Source organism: Cyanothece sp. BG0011 (assembly GCF_003013815.1).
Classification (GTDB): domain Bacteria; phylum Cyanobacteriota; class Cyanobacteriia; order Cyanobacteriales; family Microcystaceae; genus Crocosphaera.
The window spans coordinates 24,715-42,149 of record NZ_PRLH01000098.1; the positions used below are offsets into that span (position 1 = coordinate 24,715).

13 protein-coding genes are annotated in these 17,435 nt (G+C 39.8%); 7 read left to right on the top strand and 6 right to left on the bottom strand.

The window, feature by feature from the left end; translation table 11 throughout:
* Window positions 1-13 precede the first annotated feature (13 nt).
* Window positions 14-1,195, bottom strand: a complete 1,182-nt coding sequence (locus C4E06_RS12935; RefSeq protein ID WP_107668442.1) for an aldo/keto reductase — start codon at window positions 1,193-1,195, stop codon at window positions 14-16.
* 56 nt (window positions 1,196-1,251) lie between these two features.
* On the bottom strand, window positions 1,252-1,875 hold the full coding sequence (locus tag C4E06_RS12940; protein ID WP_107668443.1) for an SDR family oxidoreductase: 624 nt from the start codon (window positions 1,873-1,875) through the stop codon (window positions 1,252-1,254).
* Window positions 1,876-2,021: 146 nt separating this feature from the next.
* Between C4E06_RS12940 and C4E06_RS12945 the strand changes: the two genes are divergently transcribed.
* Window positions 2,022-2,765 (top strand): DUF1997 domain-containing protein, encoded by a 744-nt coding sequence (locus C4E06_RS12945; protein WP_107668444.1) that lies wholly within the window; start codon window positions 2,022-2,024, stop codon window positions 2,763-2,765.
* A gap of 76 nt (window positions 2,766-2,841) precedes the next feature.
* Here the strand turns inward: C4E06_RS12945 and C4E06_RS28775 are convergent, their stop codons facing one another.
* Together C4E06_RS28775 and C4E06_RS12955 are read right to left on the bottom strand one after the other, a co-directional pair.
* Entirely contained in the window at window positions 2,842-4,227 is a 1,386-nt protein-coding gene (locus tag C4E06_RS28775; RefSeq protein WP_107668445.1) for a M23 family metallopeptidase, read from the bottom strand.
* A gap of 112 nt (window positions 4,228-4,339) precedes the next feature.
* Window positions 4,340-4,825, bottom strand: a complete 486-nt coding sequence (locus C4E06_RS12955) for an N-acetyltransferase (RefSeq protein WP_107668446.1) — start codon at window positions 4,823-4,825, stop codon at window positions 4,340-4,342.
* Between the two features lie 563 nt (window positions 4,826-5,388).
* On the opposite strand from C4E06_RS12955, the gene C4E06_RS27325 reads away from it, so the two are divergent.
* Window positions 5,389-7,419 carry an N-acetylmuramoyl-L-alanine amidase gene (locus C4E06_RS27325; protein WP_157951153.1) on the top strand — a complete coding sequence of 677 codons (2,031 nt, stop codon included), beginning with the start codon at window positions 5,389-5,391 and terminating at the stop codon, window positions 7,417-7,419.
* A 67-nt stretch (window positions 7,420-7,486) separates the two neighbouring features.
* Here C4E06_RS27325 and glpD read toward each other — a convergent pair whose 3' ends face one another.
* Window positions 7,487-9,199: a glycerol-3-phosphate dehydrogenase gene (gene glpD, locus C4E06_RS12965; protein WP_107668447.1), complete on the bottom strand. Its 1,713-nt coding sequence runs from the start codon at window positions 9,197-9,199 to the stop codon at window positions 7,487-7,489.
* 285 nt (window positions 9,200-9,484) lie between these two features.
* Between glpD and C4E06_RS12970 the strand changes: the two genes are divergently transcribed.
* From C4E06_RS12970 to cydB, 3 genes are all read left to right on the top strand, one after another.
* On the top strand, window positions 9,485-11,467 hold the full coding sequence (locus C4E06_RS12970; protein ID WP_107668454.1) for an AarF/ABC1/UbiB kinase family protein: 1,983 nt from the start codon (window positions 9,485-9,487) through the stop codon (window positions 11,465-11,467).
* A 379-nt stretch (window positions 11,468-11,846) separates the two neighbouring features.
* Complete coding sequence (locus C4E06_RS12975) at window positions 11,847-13,289, top strand: cytochrome ubiquinol oxidase subunit I (RefSeq protein WP_107668448.1); 1,443 nt, start codon at window positions 11,847-11,849, stop codon at window positions 13,287-13,289.
* A gap of 9 nt (window positions 13,290-13,298) precedes the next feature.
* The gene (cydB, locus tag C4E06_RS12980; protein WP_107668449.1) at window positions 13,299-14,312 is read left to right on the top strand and encodes a cytochrome d ubiquinol oxidase subunit II; all 1,014 of its coding nucleotides are present in this window, start codon (window positions 13,299-13,301) and stop codon (window positions 14,310-14,312) included.
* A 48-nt stretch (window positions 14,313-14,360) separates the two neighbouring features.
* On the opposite strand, the gene C4E06_RS12985 is transcribed toward cydB, so the two are convergent.
* Complete coding sequence (locus C4E06_RS12985) at window positions 14,361-15,284, bottom strand: TIGR01777 family oxidoreductase (protein ID WP_107668450.1); 924 nt, start codon at window positions 15,282-15,284, stop codon at window positions 14,361-14,363.
* Window positions 15,285-15,411: 127 nt separating this feature from the next.
* On the opposite strand from C4E06_RS12985, the gene dnaB reads away from it, so the two are divergent.
* Window positions 15,412-16,749: a replicative DNA helicase gene (gene dnaB / locus C4E06_RS12990; protein WP_107668451.1), complete on the top strand. Its 1,338-nt coding sequence runs from the start codon at window positions 15,412-15,414 to the stop codon at window positions 16,747-16,749.
* Window positions 16,750-16,825: 76 nt separating this feature from the next.
* Window positions 16,826-17,435, top strand: a 610-nt coding sequence (locus tag C4E06_RS12995) for a glycosyltransferase family 39 protein (protein ID WP_198648634.1), incomplete at its 3' end; no start/stop codon positions are given.

The following is a 17,435-nucleotide window of genomic DNA, read 5'->3' on the forward strand; positions in this document are numbered from 1 at the left end:
CCAGAAAGTTCAGTTAACTCTGAGATAATCGTTGTACAGTCTGCCCTCCCAATAACCCATGAGCTTCGGCTAAATAATTGGGAATCTTATCTCGGTGAGGACTATTACTTAAACAGCTAGATAAATCTAATTTTTTGACATTTTCGGCATTTTTTCCAGGAAACCAATGCCCCCCATTTCCTAATAAGTTATAGCGCATTTTTCCATAGTCCGTCATATCATAAGCTAAGGCTAAATTTCTTAACCACAAAATTGTTTTAATATTAATATTGCCTGGGGTTTCTTCAGGGTCGGGTAATCCTTGATCCCAGGTATTAAACCAGTCTTCTCCTAACACTTTTATGGCTTCTTCTTCTAATTTAGCCAAAATAGGTGTTAAGATGGGTTGCGGATCATCGAGCAACGAAAGGGCCTTTAAATGTTCATCAAAATCCGTTGGACGAGCCGCCCCTAAACTCAGGGTATGAACTTCCGGGTGAGACAAACAAAAAAGATCATTAAATACCATGGGGCTTAACGGTTGACATAATTCCACTAATTTTTTGGGGGGATCATAAAGTTTTCCTCCCTTATCAGAAGGACTAATAATAAACACCCCCACATCATGTTTTTTAGCAGCTTCTATGGCCGGCCAATTTACCTGATTGATATAGTACCAATGGAGATTAACATAATCAAATTGATCCGTTTCTATGGTTTTTTTGATAATATCAGTAGGACCGTGGGTCGAAAAGCCAATAAAACGAACTTTCCCTTGTTCTTGTAATTTTCTAGCTTCTGCTAAACAGCCGCCTGGACGAACACAATAGTCTAAAATTTGCTCGGTATTAATACCATGTAACCCCAATAAATCCACATAGTCTAATTGTAAAAATTTTAAAGATTGATTAAACTGTCGCCGAAACTCTTTGGGATCTTCTTTAGGGGAAACTTTGGTTTGAACAATTAACTTTTCTCTAGGAAATTTAGGTAATATTTTTCCGAGTTGCATCTCCGAGGTTCCGTAGCCTCTGGCGGTTTCAATGTGATTGATTCCCACCTCTAAAGAACGGTTGATCGTTGCCTCTAAGTTATGCTGATTATCCCTAGGAATTTGCCAACCCGGAACATCTTTCCATTTATATTGATAGCGCATTCCCCCACAGGAAAATACGGGCATTTCTAATTCTGTGCGGCCAAATCTTCGATATTTCATGATCACTAATTAGTAATAATTAAAACCCTGAGTTAGATAGCTGTTTTTTCATGGATTTAAGCTTCACTAGGTTGAGTAATTATTTCTAGAATTCGTTGCTGATAGTCATCTTTGAACAGAGAATCTACGCAAACTTGAGCCACTTTTGATCTCGGAATACTCCCTTCAAACAGAGTATCTGCGGATGACACTAAAATTGGATTTGAGTTATCCTCGTTTTTAAGACCACCAGGACGGACAATGGTGTATTTCAAGCCACTATTTTCTAAATAGGTTTCTGCTTGTTTTTTCCAGTATAAAACTAACCAAAAAAGGTTAAGGGGATGAAAAAATTGCGAGACACACAGGGAAGAAACTAACACAAACTGTTCTATTCCTTGCCCTTTAGCAACATCAACTAAATTTTTTGTCCCTTGATAGTCCACCTGGTAAGGTCCGCTAGGATCAAGACTCGGTGTGGCACCCGTTGCACACAGTAAGACAGTGCATCCTGTCATGGCTTTGGTTAAACTGTCCACGTCAAGGACATCCCCCACCGCTAACTCGACTTCAGGGGGTAAAATGTTCTTTCCTTTGTCTTGATCTCTGACCAATGCTCTGACAGGAATTTGACGGTTGACCAACTCTTGGACAATTCTACGACCTGTCTGTCCGGTTCCACCTGCGACTAATGCTTTCATCATCACACTCCTTTGACTTCATTTAAAATGGATACTGTAACATTTCTTTATTGTATGAAGTTTCATAACTTTCGTAACGGTCAAGAAGTCTGATGACCTAATCCCTATCTCAAAATCTCTGTCAACTAACTGGTTAAGAAATCGTTATGCAATGTCAATGGCTCAATAATCATCCGAATAATGTCTCTGAGGGGTCTGTAAGCCATCTTGAAGAGCAAAAAGTTACTGAACCCTTAGAAGCGACTCCTGTTCATTTTAAGACCCAATTTGCAGGGTATATGGAAATGTATAGCGATGCTGATACAGTCGCTAACTATCTTAACGCTCATCAAGGATGGTTTTGTCGTTGTGCTGCGCCGATGAAAACCGAACCCATCGGCAATAACGGTTATATTTTAACGGTGGGGCGATTTGGTTCTTTTGGTTATGATGTAGAACCTAAATTAGCCGTTGTTCTAGAACCTTCGATCAATGGGATCTATAATATGCACAGTATTCCTATTCCGGATGAACCTTATTTAGGTTACGAGGTTGATTATCAAGCCTCCATGACCATTAAAGAAGTTCCCAGTCATGTAGCCAGTGCAGGGATAAAAAAAGCCTTTAAAAAACAAAATAACACCCAGTTGCCTGAAATAATTACCAAGGTAGAATGGCACTTAGGAATGGATGTAGCGGTACAATTTCCTAAATTTATTCATAAGTTGCCCTTATCGATGATCCAGAAAACAGGCGATCGCCTGTTAACCCAAATTGTTCGTCAAATCTCTCCCCGTTTAACCTACAAAGTTCAAGAAGATTTTCATAGCGGACACAACTTACCCATTCCCCCTAAAACCAGTCGTCATCTTGAGAAAATTGAAGAATCTAGTTTAGAAGAAGCAGCATAAAGAGAATTAAGAATTGAGAATTAAGAATGTAGAAATAATTAAATTCTTAATTCTACATTCTACATTCTACATTCCCTTACCCTTCAGGGCTTTCACTGGCTTGAGCTAACTGCATGGCACGCATTAAATTATTCATAGCGTACTCTAGATGAAGGCCCGCATCAACGGCCACCCATCCTTGTTCAGTCAGGTGTCGCCACTCAAAATGGAGGTGTGGCCCAGTGGAATAACCGGTACTACCCAGTCGTCCAATAACTGTCCCCTGTTCGACCCATTCTCCAGGTTGCACAAAGATATCAGAAAGGTGAGCATAACGAGATTCTTGGGTTCCTTCTAAGTGACGTAAGACCACCATTAACCCATAACCCCCAGACCAGTCAGCGTGAGACACTTCGCCAGCATAGGCTGCTAATACAGGGGTTCCCAAAGGTGCGCCAAAATCAGTGCCATTGTGCATTCTTCGGGTTCCAGAAATAGGGTGAGTCCGCCAACCAAAAGCAGAAGTCATGGTGGCCACTACAGGTAAGGGAAAGATTAAGTCGGTTTTGCCTGCTTGGGGCGCAGTGGCCCCATACATAGAAGCGGCGCGGTTATAACGGGGTAAGGGTTCTAAGGCGATGGATAAACCCTGACGTTGAATGGGTTCTAAACTCACTACTTGTTCAGAGCTAATGGGACGGCGTTTTAACCGTAGCGGTTGAACTTGTGGGGAAGAACTGACCGTTTGCGCTACTTTGGTGGTTGCTTGAGTTTGACGAGAGGCTAAGGTAACTCGACGGGACGCTAACTGTCGAGGTGCTTGAACTTTGGGCTGTTGAGCCACTGGTTTTTGAGGCGCGATAGTGCCACAGTTTCCACCGGATAACTGACCGTTTTGGGCAATGGTTTGACAACCGGTGGAGCGTTCGGTTAAGACCACTTTATTGGGTCGGGTAATGGTGGGATTAGGATTACCGTAGCTTTTGGTATCAATATAACTATTTTGACCCCCTGCGGTGGTAACAGCAGGAGATAACTGGATGTTTTTAGGTTGAGTTAGGGCCTGTTTTAAGGTTTGAGGGGGTTCGTTTTTAGAGGTTTGGGGATCTAAAATTTTCGGCGCCGATAATTTAACTTGAGGTTTAGCGGTTTCACGAGTCTGAGAAACCGAGGGTTTTGGGGAAACTTTGGGTTGATTGGGTTTATTAGAGGTGCTTGTTTGTACAGGTTTTGGACTACTAGCCGCAGTCGGGGGAACATAGGGAGAGGCTTTCGGCACTTTTGTCGGAGGTGGGGCAGCGGGTTCAGGTTTAACGGTAGGGGTTGGATTTTCAGGAATAACTAGGGTTTCCGTTGAGGCGATCGCCCCATTGAATCCTAAACTACCAGTTAACATACCCAGTCCACTAACCACAGTGATGCCTTGTCTAAGCAGGGTTTTTCTTAAAGAAGGTTTTGATTTTAAGCTATGATGTTTATTCATTTCCGTCTCACTTCTCACAGTAGGCGACTTGTTAAAGCATCATAACGAATTTTAGACTCAATCAGCGAGTTGATTAATAATGGTAGGATTGGGTAATCGTTAAAAAATGTCTTTATTCGTTAATATTCCAAGATTTAAGCATTAAATAAGATTGAGGGGAAAACCCTAATTTATTATAAAGTTTCAGAGCAGCTTGATTCCGTTCAAATACCTGCAATCCAATTTGATGATAGCCTTGCTCCTGCACCCATTGTTGTCCTTTTTCAATCAAAATGGTGGCTAAGCCTTGACGACGATGGTTCGGTTTGACATAAATTAAAAAGATGTGTCCGTAGCGATCGCCACTGACTTGATCGACTCCAGTTCCCATCCACAAACAAGCAACTTGTTCTGATTTTGTGGAATTTTCCGATTGATACTCAATCCACCACAAGGGGGTTTTTGAGGATAAATATTGTTCGACGGTAGTGCTGAGATGAGTAAAATTTGACTGTTCAGGAAATAACTCTTCATAAGTGAGTTGCATAAATTTTAACAGTTTAGCTTTATCTTGGGTTTTCCCCTGTTTTAAATAGTAATGATGAGATAAAGGGGACATTAGATGATTATTTTTTATATTTTCTCCGATTATACATTTTAATGACAAACGAATATAAATCATTTTAGGAAACAAGTCTTCATAGGTGAGTTACGTGAATTTCAGCCATTTAGCTTTATCTTGGGTTTTTCCTGGTTTCAAATGATAATGACGAAATGACAGGGGCATTTTCCCTATTCAACAATAGGGTAATGCGTCAAGAAGAATAAAAGTGAGGTATAAAAATACTAATAGAGAATTATTTTAGATTAGGGAGACGGTCACTAACTTAACTGAGATCGCCAGTGTTTTCAACACAACTAGAATCAGATACAAATAAGTCAATTTTTGTTAAGCTTTTCAAGTTCGATGTCATGATTTTAAATGATCAAGAGTTATTATAATTAATAGGAAGAGAAACAGAGTTAAATAAAGGATTAACAAAAATCTTAGCCGTTTTGGTCTTCATTTTAACTCCATCCTTCTCTATATTTTGACAGTTGTTAACCCTACTGTTCAGTCTATACATTACCAATAACCTGTCAAATTTACCCAAAGCCTAATATTTGATATGAGGTGAAGTCATGTCTAGAATCTTCATTTCTGCTGGTCATAGTTTAGGAGATCCAGGGGCGAGTACGGCGATTGGAACCACTGAATCCCAAGAGATGATCAAAACTCGCCAATTGATCATAGATGAATTAAAAGCCCAAGGTTATCAAGAAAATATTGATTTTTTCTCTGTTCCTGATACTTATAGCCTCAAACAAACCATTAAATGGATTAATCAACGAGCCAAACAGGGAGACGTTGCCTTAGAAATTCATGGTAATGCCTGTAATGGACAAGCCAAAGGAACAGAATGTTTCTATATTGTCGGTAACAATGAGCGAAAAAACAATGCAAAATTAATCTTAGATGAACTGTGCAAAGTCGTTCCTAAATTAAGGCGACATGGTGGAGATCAAGGGGCAAAACCGGATACAGATTGCTATCATGGCAGCCTAGGTTTTTGTCGTCAAATCAGCATTCCCTCCCTACTGCTAGAATTATGTTTTGTCGATAACTCATCTGATATGGAATTGTTACGAGACAATCGTAAAGCCTTTGCCCAGGGAATTGTTAATGGATTAATTAAATGGAGTGGTGGCAAAATAATCTCACCTGATAATTATCCTGTCATTGACATTGAAATCAATGGACAACTCTATGCAGATAAAGGCATTCTCGTTAATAATAATTCCTATATTCCTATGGAATTAGTGGATGAGTTTAAGATTGAAATTGCATCGGATGTCAGACGTATTGACTATGGTAGTGTTGTCTATCTCAAAGCGGTTGATCTTGATGATGTCACTGTAGGTTGGAAAACCAATACAAAAACCGTTACTCTGTCCACGGCCGTTATTCCCCCACCCGTCAACGCCATTATGGGTAAAGGACAAGCTTCTGCGGCTCAATTGGATAGCTTTTTGAGAAGTCATAATACGGACAATCATGTTGGTTTCTTCAACAAATTAGCAGAAGTCTATGTCAATGAAGCAGAAGTCGAAGGAGTTAACCATGACATTGCTTTTTGTCAAATGTGCTTAGAAACCGGATTCTTACGTTTTGGTAACGACGTTAAACCTCAACAATACAACTTTGCTGGTATTGGTGCAGTGGGGGGTGGTGCCGCCGGGGCTTCGTTTGCTAATGAAAAAGAAGGGGTTCGCGCTCAAATTCAACATTTGAAAGCCTATGCTTGTACACAACCTCTTAAACAAGCTTGTGTTGACCCCAGATTCCATCTCGTTGCCAGGGGATGTGCGCCCACAGTAGACAAATTATCGGGAAAATGGGCTGCTGATGGCAACTATGCCAAAAAAATCATGAAATTGTTGCGTAAACTACACACCCAAATCCAGATCAGACCAACCTTATCCCTTGAAATCTGTAGTCCCGAAGACGGTGAAACCTTCGACTTTGGCGATCGCATTATCTTTGAAGGAACTGCTGCGCCACAAATTGCTAAAGTAGAACTCTATGCAGACGATAAATGGCTTCTAGGAAGTTGTCAGGTTAATAATGGCAAGTGGTCAATCGCTTATCAATTCACAGCCACCGGCCAACGGTTAATTATGGCCAGGGGACTGGATAATAACGGTCATCTGGTAGATAGTGCTGAAATTGATGTTTGTATTACTTCCGACATTAATTCCAATCTACAACTGAGTCCTAACTTTACCCTTGGGGAGTTTATTCAGTCTGAAACAGCAGAACGACACAATATTGACAATACTCCTACCATGTCAGAAGTTGAACATCTACGCCAACTCTGCCTTAATATACTACAACCGGCCCGTGATGCTTTAGGACCGATTAGTATCACTTCAGGTTATCGTTGTCCTGAGTTGAATGAATTAGTGGGGGGTAGTCCTTATAGCGCACACCGGAAAGGCTATGCAGCCGATGTTATCCCGCAAAATGTCAGCACAAAACAGTTAGCTGATTGGATTGGAAGCCATTGTCGCTTTGATCAACTGATTAGTGAATATGGAACCAGACAAAATCCCGCATGGATTCATATTAGTGTCGATCCTCGAGAGAGAATGCAAACTTTCCGGATTCCATAACTTCTTAATCTGATTAATCAATTCTAGAAAAAATCCCCGCACTTCTAGCGGGGATTAAACCAACCAATTAAAAGAGAGGAACTTCTTCTTTATCCCAGTTTCTGGGTTCAACTTCGTTATTAACGTCATCAAAGTCAGGAATACAGTTATTTTTCATATAACTGAGATAATTTTCTTTAGCGGTTGCACATTTATAGTCATCCCAACCACAATAGGTTTTTAGGGTATCAATGAGGGTGGGTAACACTTCTAACCCATAATGATATTCCATAGCGATCGCGGTACGACGACGGGCAATATCGACTAAAGTCTGGGCATATTCATGACGCACTGCATAAACCACCTGTGCTTTAATATCGGGTAACTCAGGGGTAATTAATTCTCCTAACTTGGGTTCTGAGTCCACTAACTCTAAAACCTTCACCGCTCTTGCTCCATACACCTTAAAGAGATGGTTAATGGACTGACGAGGTACTTTATCGTCATAGTTTAATACGGTTTGTTGAATCAAAGAATCATTGGGTAGAATAGCCCCTGGTAAGGGTTGACGTTCGGTCGGACACGGAGGGGCAGACTTACCTAATTTTTTGTAGACTTGATCAACCATTTCTTCTCCCACTTGACGATAGGTAGTTAACTTACCCCCGATGAGAGAGATGAGATTGTTAACCCCTTCTTTGCTATGGTCAAAGAGAATATGACGACGGGTAATGCTTCCTGCTTTTTTCCCTTCTGCATTGGGTAAAGGACGAACCCCAGAATAAGTAAATTTTACGTCTTCACGGGATAAACGGGCGTTGGGGATAACATTATTGGTTTCTTGCAGTAAGTAGTCGATTTCGTCGTTGTCTGCTTTTAATTGATCAGGAGTTCCCTCGAAACGATAATCCGTTGTTCCGATCAAATACATTCCCAACCAAGGCACAATAAAGAAAGGACGACCATCGGATTTGGCTTCTACATATAAACTGGTATCAGGCGCACCGGCAAAGGGTTCGACCACAATATGACTGCCCTTGGTTCCGCCAATTTTTTGGGTTTTGCCGATGGGTGCGTTGTTACCATCTTTAACCCCTAACTGACAAACGTTATCTACCCAAGGGCCAGAAGTATTAATCACCATACATTTATCTTTGCCCTTAACCGTAAATTCTTCCCCGGTGAGGACATCTTGACAGGTGAGATGGGTGATTTTATTGCCTTCGCGGTGTAATTGAGTCACTTTAACGTAGTTTAGCACCGTTGCCCCGGCTTCATCGGCCGAAATAATATTTTCTAAACAGAGTCTTTCTGCATAAGTGACTTGACCATCATAATATTGCGCTCCCCCCACTAAACCGTCCGGGTCCATTGACGGAAATAGTTGTTTAAATTTTTCCTCTGAGAGCATTCTATGGGAAGGAACTGTCTTATCTGCGCTTAAAATATCGTAGAGAAACATTCCTGCCCAAATTTTCCAATAGGGGCGAGAACGATCTTTATAGATAGGAATGGTTAACAGTAGGGGTCTCACTAAGTGAGGAGCGGTATGTAATAAAATTTCCCGTTCTCGCAGGGATTCTCTGACTAGGGGAACTTCAAAATATTCTAAATACCGTAAACCGCCATGAATGAGGCGGGTTGACCAGCTTGAAGTGCCTCCAGCAAAGTCTCCTTTTTCGATGAGAATGGTTTTTAAGCCTCGTAAAGCCGCATCCCGTGCGACTCCCGCTCCATTGACTCCCCCACCAATTACAATTAGGTCGTAAGTTGTTTCTTGAATGGATTGAAAATCTCGCACGATTCTTATAGATATAATTTAACTACTTATAATATAATCTAGCGAGATTTTCAGATTATTGAAACTTTCATTGTCTTAGTTAGGCATCATCAGCAAGATAAGCTCTTTTCTGGCGATAAACTTAAGAGATGGCCAGAGATGGTTACACTGAAAAAGTTCAATTTATTTTTTTATTCTATTGATACTTGCATCAGTGTCGAATGGTTGGCTCTAGCAAAGAGTGGCTACAATCTGAACAGAGCTTGTTACAATATTTTACAAAAGGATTTTTATAATTTTATTTCTATGGCTCACTCAACCCTTTCTCCAGATACAGTTAATGCTGATAAGATTACGATTACAGTAGAACCTCGTCACATTCCCAAGGCACACATGGAAGACTTAGGGCCGATGAGTGATGCGTCTCCTGAGAGTTGGGAGTATCATCCTGATATTATCAACGACTATTATCGTAAACGTCTGCCCCAAGTAATTGGCCGTTTGATCACTGTTTTTGTTTTATTTTCCCGTTTTGCCATCGGGTTATGGTGGGATAAAATTAGGGGCAAAAATCCTAAGCAAGAAAGAAAACGAGCCATTCATCTACGGGAGATGTTAACAGAATTAGGACCGACTTATATTAAAGTGGGTCAAGCTTTATCGACTCGGCCTGATTTAGTTCCTCCTGTTTATTTAGACGAATTAACCACCTTACAAGATAAATTACCCTCTTTTCCCAATGAAGTGGCTTTTGGTTTTATCGAGGAAGAATTAGGCCAAAGTCCCCAGGAAATTTATGCTGAAATATCAGAGAAACCCATTGCAGCGGCTTCTTTGGGTCAGGTGTATGTTGGTAAATTAAAAACAGGGGAAAAAGTTGCCATTAAGGTGCAGCGTCCTGACTTAATTAAACGCATCACTTTAGACATTTATATTTTACGTCATCTGTCAATTTGGGCGCAAAATACTTTCTCTTTTATTCGCTCAGATTTAGTGGCTATTACCGATGAATTAGCCGGTCGTATTTTTGAGGAAATTAATTATCTTCAAGAAGGACGTAACGCCGAAGAATTTGCCGAACTTTATGGTCATTTACCTGAGATTTATATCCCTAAAATTTATTGGGAATACACCGCCAGACGGGTGTTAACTATGGAGTGGATTGATGGTATTAAATTAACCAATATTACAGCAATTCAAGCAGCCGGAATTCAAGCCACTCACTTGGTAGAAGTGGGGGTTAATTGTTCGTTACGTCAGTTATTAGAACATGGATTTTTCCATGCTGATCCCCATCCAGGCAACTTATTGGCCATGAAAGATGGACGATTAGCCTATCTCGATTTTGGCATGATGAGTCGCATTAAACCTTATCAAAGATATGGCTTAATTGAAGCAGTGGTTCATTTAGTGAATCGAGATTTTGACTCATTAGCTTATGACTATGTTAAGTTAGACTTTTTGAAGCCTGAAACTGATCTAACTCCGATTATTCCTGCTTTACAAGAAGTATTTGGTAATGCTTTGGGATCGAGTGTTGCTGAATTGAACTTTAAAAGTATTACGGATCAAATGTCAGAAATGATGTATGAATTTCCGTTTAAAGTTCCGGCTTATTATGCTTTAATTTTGCGCTCAATGGTCACCTTAGAAGGGATTGCTATTGGTATTGATCCTAACTTCAAAGTCTTAAGTAAAGCCTATCCTTATGTAGCAAAACGGTTATTAACTGATCAGTCTCCCCAGTTGCGTGCTTCTTTGAAAGATTTATTATTTAAAGAAGGAAGTTTTCGCTGGAATCGTTTAGAAAATCTGATGAGAAATGCTAAAGATTCCCAAGATTATGATATCGATAAAGTCGTTGATCAGGCTAGTGATTTTCTCTTCTCTCCACGGGGTGAATTTATTAGAGAAAGATTAGTCACAGAAATTATTAATGCTTTAGATATCTATAGCCGTCGAACTTGGTTTAATATGTCTAGTATGGTCAGGGAACAAGTGGGTTTAGCGGTTCAAGAAACACCAGCAGATTTACAAGCCAAAAGCGAAAGCGTAGAGCATATCCAAAATATCTTAAAAATTCTAGAAAATACCCCCGGCTTTGATCCGATGAAAGTGGTTCCTTTAGTAATGAAACTGTTAGGAAAGCCCGAAACACAAAAGATGGGTCAGAAAATTGCTGAAGGGTTACTGCAAAAAATGGTCGCTCGTTTGATTCGTAATTTACTACTAGAAATTGATCAACCCAAAGAAACCATTAAGACTCAAAAAACCTTACCCGCAGCTTAACAGAAATGGGTTAGGTTAAGGGGAAATTAAAAGGCGCTCCCGAAGGCATCTGCTCCGCAGTGCGCTAACTAATCAATTTTTAATCCGATACACCTATACTGTATCGGATTTCGTTTTTTTAACCAAGAATTAAGCTTAAATTATTATTAAGATAATGGATAAAATAGCTAATAAGTTTTAAATTAGTCGATTTGACAAATTGGGAAAAATTGATTTATGTTAATCTAGATGATAATGTTAGGACTCCACAAATTGGGTAAACAGCAAACTTATCTTTTAGGCAACATTTAACAGTAAAAAAACAGATAGAAGTCTTATTAGTTCCATAAACAATACATAGCACTACAATTCCAACTTTATGCAAAGGTAATTACAAATAATGAATATTTTCTCAGATACAGTTACCCTGTCTCGGATGCAGTTTGCCCTGACGGCTATCTTCCATATGCTATGGCCGGTTTTAAGCACAGGGATGGCTATTTATTTGGTGGTGGTTGAAGGGTTATGGTTAAAAACTCGCAATCCTAACTATTACTATCATGCTCGTTTTTGGAGCAAACTCTACGTCCTTAACTTCGGTATTGGAGTCGCTTCTGGTTTACCGATGGAATTTCAATTCGGCACCAACTGGGCCCCTTTTTCAGAAGCCGTCGGGGACTTTTTTGGCAGTATCCTCGGCTTTGAAGGGGCGATGGCCTTTATGCTTGAAGCCGGATTTTTAGGCATTATGTTATTCGGATGGGAACGGGTTCATCCTGCAGTTCACTATCTGGCCACGATTATGGTGGCGTTTGGGGCGAATTTGTCCACGTTTTGGATTTTAGTGGCGAATTCTTGGATGCAAAGCCCCTCTGGGGGAGAGATGGTTAATGGAAAATTTGTGGTGAGTGATTACTTTGAGGCTATTCTTAACCCTTTTATGGCTAAAAGTGTCTCTCATATGTTTTTAGCCACCCTAGAAACCTCGTTATTTGTCATTGGGGGAATTAGTGCTTGGTATATTATTAACCAGCGACATCAAGCCTTTTTTGCCCGTTCTTTAAAAATTGTCTTAGCGGTGGCCATTGCTGTCACTCCTCTACAAATTTATGTGGGCCATTTAAGTGCTGAACAAGTGTATCGTTATCAACCCACCAAGTTAGCGGCCATGGAAGCGAAATGGGAAACCTCCCCGGCCGGACAACCGGCGGACTGGAGTTTACTGGCCTTACCCAACGAAAAACAGGAATTCAACCCCTGGGAAATCACGATTCCTAACGGACTCGGATATATTTTAGAATTTAAGGCTAATCTTTCTGAACCAGTTCAAGGATTAAAAGAATGGCCAGTGAACGAACGGCCTAGGATGGTAGGGTTAATTTACTATTCGTTTCGGGTGATGAGTGGGATTGGCTTTTTCTTAGCTGGTTTGATGGTGTGGAGTCTTCTGCAATGGTTAATCGGTAATCTATCCCCTGAAAAAATTAGTCAGCGAAAATGGCTGTTAAGAACTTGGATATTCGCTGCACCTTTGGGTTATATTGCCGTAGAATCCGGTTGGATTGTGCGGTGTGTGGGGCGACAACCTTGGGCGGTATACAAACAAGTTCGTACCGTTGACGCTGCTTCTAATCTACCTGCAAGCAATGTGTTGACTTCTTTAATCTGTTTTGCTGTCATTTATTCGACTTTATTGGTGGCAGCTTTATATTTTGGCAGTCGTATTATTCGCCGAGGGCCTAAGTTAGATTTACCCCTCCCTCATTCAGAGGATAAAGTGGCTATGTCAACCGAACAAGCAAATTTTGTCAAAGATCAACGTCCCGTAGAAGCACAACAATAAACAATTGATATGGACCCGTTATTACATTTTCTCGCCCAAGTTTGGTTTGTTATTTTAGCCCTGTTTTTATTTCTTTATGTCATGTTAGATGGTTTTGATTTAGGGGTAGGTATCCTATCTTTGACCAGTTCTAATGAGGAACGAAGAACCCTTTTAATGACCAGTTTAGGGAATATCTGGGACGCTAACGAAACTTGGTTAGTGTTAATGGGAGGTGCCTTATTTGGGGCGTTTCCTTTGGCTTATGGGACGATTCTCAACGCTCTGTATATTCCCATTTTTATGATGATTTTCGGTCTGATTTTTCGGGCCGTTGCCTTTGAATTTCGAGAACAGGCTAATAATAAATTCTTTTGGAATTTTGCTTTTGGGATAGGTAGTTTATTGGCTGCTTTGGGCCAAGGGTTTGCCCTGGGTACGGTGATTCAAGGGATTAAAGTGGATGCAATGGGGCATTTTATTGGTTCTACTTGGGATTGGTTAAACTGGCGCAATCTATTGGTAGCGTTAACATTGATTCAAGGTTATGTGTTAATCGGTTCAACCTACTTAATTTTGAAAACAGAGGGAGAACTGCAAATTACCCATTATCGAACGGCTAAGTTAGCAGCAATAACCACATTATTAGGGGCGATTATAATTACGATTACTACCCCAATTTTTTATGAAAGCTTGAGAGAACGCTTATTTACTGCGCCTTTGGTTTATATTTTTGGTGCCATTCCCATTTTAGGATTGTTGTTAGTTTGGTTACTGATACAAAGTCTTAATCAACGAGAAGAACGGACTCCTTTGGTTTGGACAATTTTGATCTTTTTATTGAGTTTTATTGGTTTAGGATTAATTGTTTTTCCTTATATTATTCCCACAGATATCACTATTTATCAAGCTGCTGCTGCTCCGAGTGCTTTAGTGTTTATGCTGGTTTTTGTCGGCTTTCTTATCCCTGTTATGTTGTTTTATAACATCTACAATTATGTCGTGTTTCGGGGAAAAGTAGTCAACCATGAAGAGGGATATTAGTTTTTTGAGGCAAAAGGCACTCATGCAAAAGCCTTTGTCAAAATCTATTTACATTTTAGGAACAATATCCATTAAGGCTGATTGAATGGTAGGATATTGATACTGAAATCCTAAAGCTAGGGTTTCTTTTGGCAGAACTTGTTGACCTTCTAAAACCACTTTTGAGCCTTCTCCTAACAGCACTTCTAAGGCAAAATCGGGTACAGGTAGCCAAGAGGGTCGATTCATCACTTCCCCTAGGGTTTCACATAATTCATTCATTCGTACAGGATTCGGAGCCGTAGCGTTAAATGTTCCGACGATTCCTGAACGGTTTAAAGACTCTTTAAGTAACTGTACCAAGTCATCAATATGAATCCAAGAAAACCATTGACGACCACTGCCAATGGGTCCACCAGCAAATAGTTTAAAGGGGGGAATCATGCGACTTAACGCCCCTTCTGTGCCTAAAACAATACCAAACCGCAAAATGACTAAACGCACATTGACTTTTTTGACTTCTTGTGCTTCGCTTTCCCACGCTTGGCAAACTTCCGCTAAAAAATCATCACCAGGGGGGCTATTTTCATCAAAGGTTTTTGTTTCGCTGGTGCCATAATACCCCACAGCAGAAGGGTTAATTAAAACTGAAGGTTTATCTTTTGCTTTGCTAATAGCTTCGACAATTTTTCGGGTTCCTAACTGACGACTTTCTAAGATGGCTTTTTTATGTTCAGGACTCCACCTTTCTGCAATGGGTTCTCCTGCTAAATTAACCACAGCATCACACCCTGATATCTTATCTTGCCACTCTCCTGATTCTGTGGCGTTATAACCCACGATTTCCACATTGGGAAAGGTAGAAGGGGGATAAATGGTTGTAGCACGATTAACGTTTCGGGTGAAGATGACAAATTGATGACCTTCATCCTTTAAGCTATGGACTAATCGAGTTCCCACAAATCCAGTTGCGCCAGTAATTGCGATTTTCATTGGTTAAATCGTTATTCTTATAGCTCTTAGCATAACTGATCAAGGGGTTCTGATTCAATCTTTAGTACACAATTACCTAAATCAAAAAATTGCAGTAAAATTAAGAGGTTGTGTTATTCAGTTGAGTATGGTTGATAATCAAACCCTTCCCCCCCAAAATATTGAAGCTGAAGAGTCTATTTTAGGGGGAATTTTACTGGACCCTGAAGCGATGGGAAGAGTGGTGGATTTAATAACCCCAGAAGCGTTTTATGTTCAGTCCCATAAGGAAATTTATCAAGCCGCTTTAAAGTTACATGGACAGGGACAACCGACGGATTTTTTAACGGTTAAAAGTACCTTAGATGACCATCAGTTATTGGAACAAGTGGGGGGACTCAATAAGTTAACTCAGTTATTAGATAGAACGGTTTCTGCGGTGAATATTGACCGTTACGCTGCGTTAGTAATGGATAAGTATTTGCGCCGTCAATTGATTGCAGCCGGTCATGAAATTGTTGATTTAGGATTTGAAACCACACAAGAATTAGAGATTGTTTTAGATGAGTCAGAAAAGAAGATTTTTGCTTTAACTCAAAAGCGTCCTCAAGAGGGGTTAATTCCGATTTCTGATACGATTATTAAAACCTTTAATGAGTTAGAAAAACTCCACGAACAAACGGCACTTCCGGGTATCGAAACCGGATTTTATGACTTAGATGCTATGACGGGAGGATTGCAACGTTCTGACTTAATTATAATAGCCGGTCGCCCCTCAATGGGAAAGACAGCGTTCGGATTGGGGATGGCTGCCAATATTGCCAAAAACTTTGATTTACCGGTGGCAATGTTTAGTTTAGAAATGTCAAAAGAACAGCTTTCTATGCGTTTATTAGCAGCAGAAGCAGGAATTGAAAGTAACCGTTTACGTTCGGGTCGATTCGTTCAAAATGATGTTGAAAAGCTGAGTATTGCCATTGGAACTTTATCTAATTTACCGATTTATATTGATGATGCTGCGAATATTACAGTGACCCAAATTAGATCCCAAGTTCGTCGTCTTTTAGCAGAAAAAAAAGGGGAATTTGGTTTAGTTTTGATCGATTACTTACAGTTAATGGAAGGTGCAGGAAGTGAAAATAGAGTCCAAGAATTATCAAAAATCACCCGTTCTTTGAAGGGATTAGCCCGTGAAATTAAAGCCCCTGTTATTGCTTTATCCCAGTTAAGTCGTGCGGTTGAAGCTAGGAATAATAAGCGTCCAATGATGTCAGATTTACGAGAAAGTGGTGCGATTGAACAAGATGCAGATTTAATTATGATGTTATATCGGGAAGAATATTATAATCCTGATACTCCAGATAGAGGAATAGCTGAAATTCTTTTAACTAAGCATCGTAATGGACCAACGGGAACGGTGCGGCTACTCTTTCAGCCAGAATTAACTAAATTTTTAAATATGCAAAACAGTTCTAATTATGCCTAATTCCTACTTAAGAAAATCTGGTCGATATTGGTACTTAATTATATTTATTTTTCTTGTATTAGGTATCTTTTTTAGATTGACTAATATTGAACAGAAAGTTTACTGGCACGATGAAATCTTTACCAGTTTGCATATTAGTGGATTTTTGATGAGTGATTGGATCAATAATTTATTTACAGGGGACATTTTTGAACCTAGACAATTACAATACTATTTACAAAATCATCCTCACAAAACTATAGGAGATACCCTTAAAGTTTTGGCAATAGAAGATCCCCATCATCCCCCTTTATATTATATTTTAGTGAGAGTCTGGCGACAAGTATTCGGAGATTCTATTACAGTAATTAGAAGCTTTTCTGCTTGGGTTAGTTTATTACTTTTTCCTAGTATCTATTGGTTAAGTTGGCAATTATTTAAACAACCCATTGTGAGTGGGTTTTCTTTAGGATTAATTGCCATTTCTCCTTTTTATATTCTTTATGCTCAAGAGGCGAGAGAATATGCTTTGTGGACTGTTTTAGTTACTTTATCTAGTGCGACTTTATTAAGGTGCATTGAGTTAATAAATTCTCAAAAAAATCAAACATATAAGTCTTATTTAATGTGGGGATTTTATACAATTTTAACAACCCTCAGTTTTTATACTTCTTTATTTACTTTATTTGTGGTTTTAGCTCAAATCG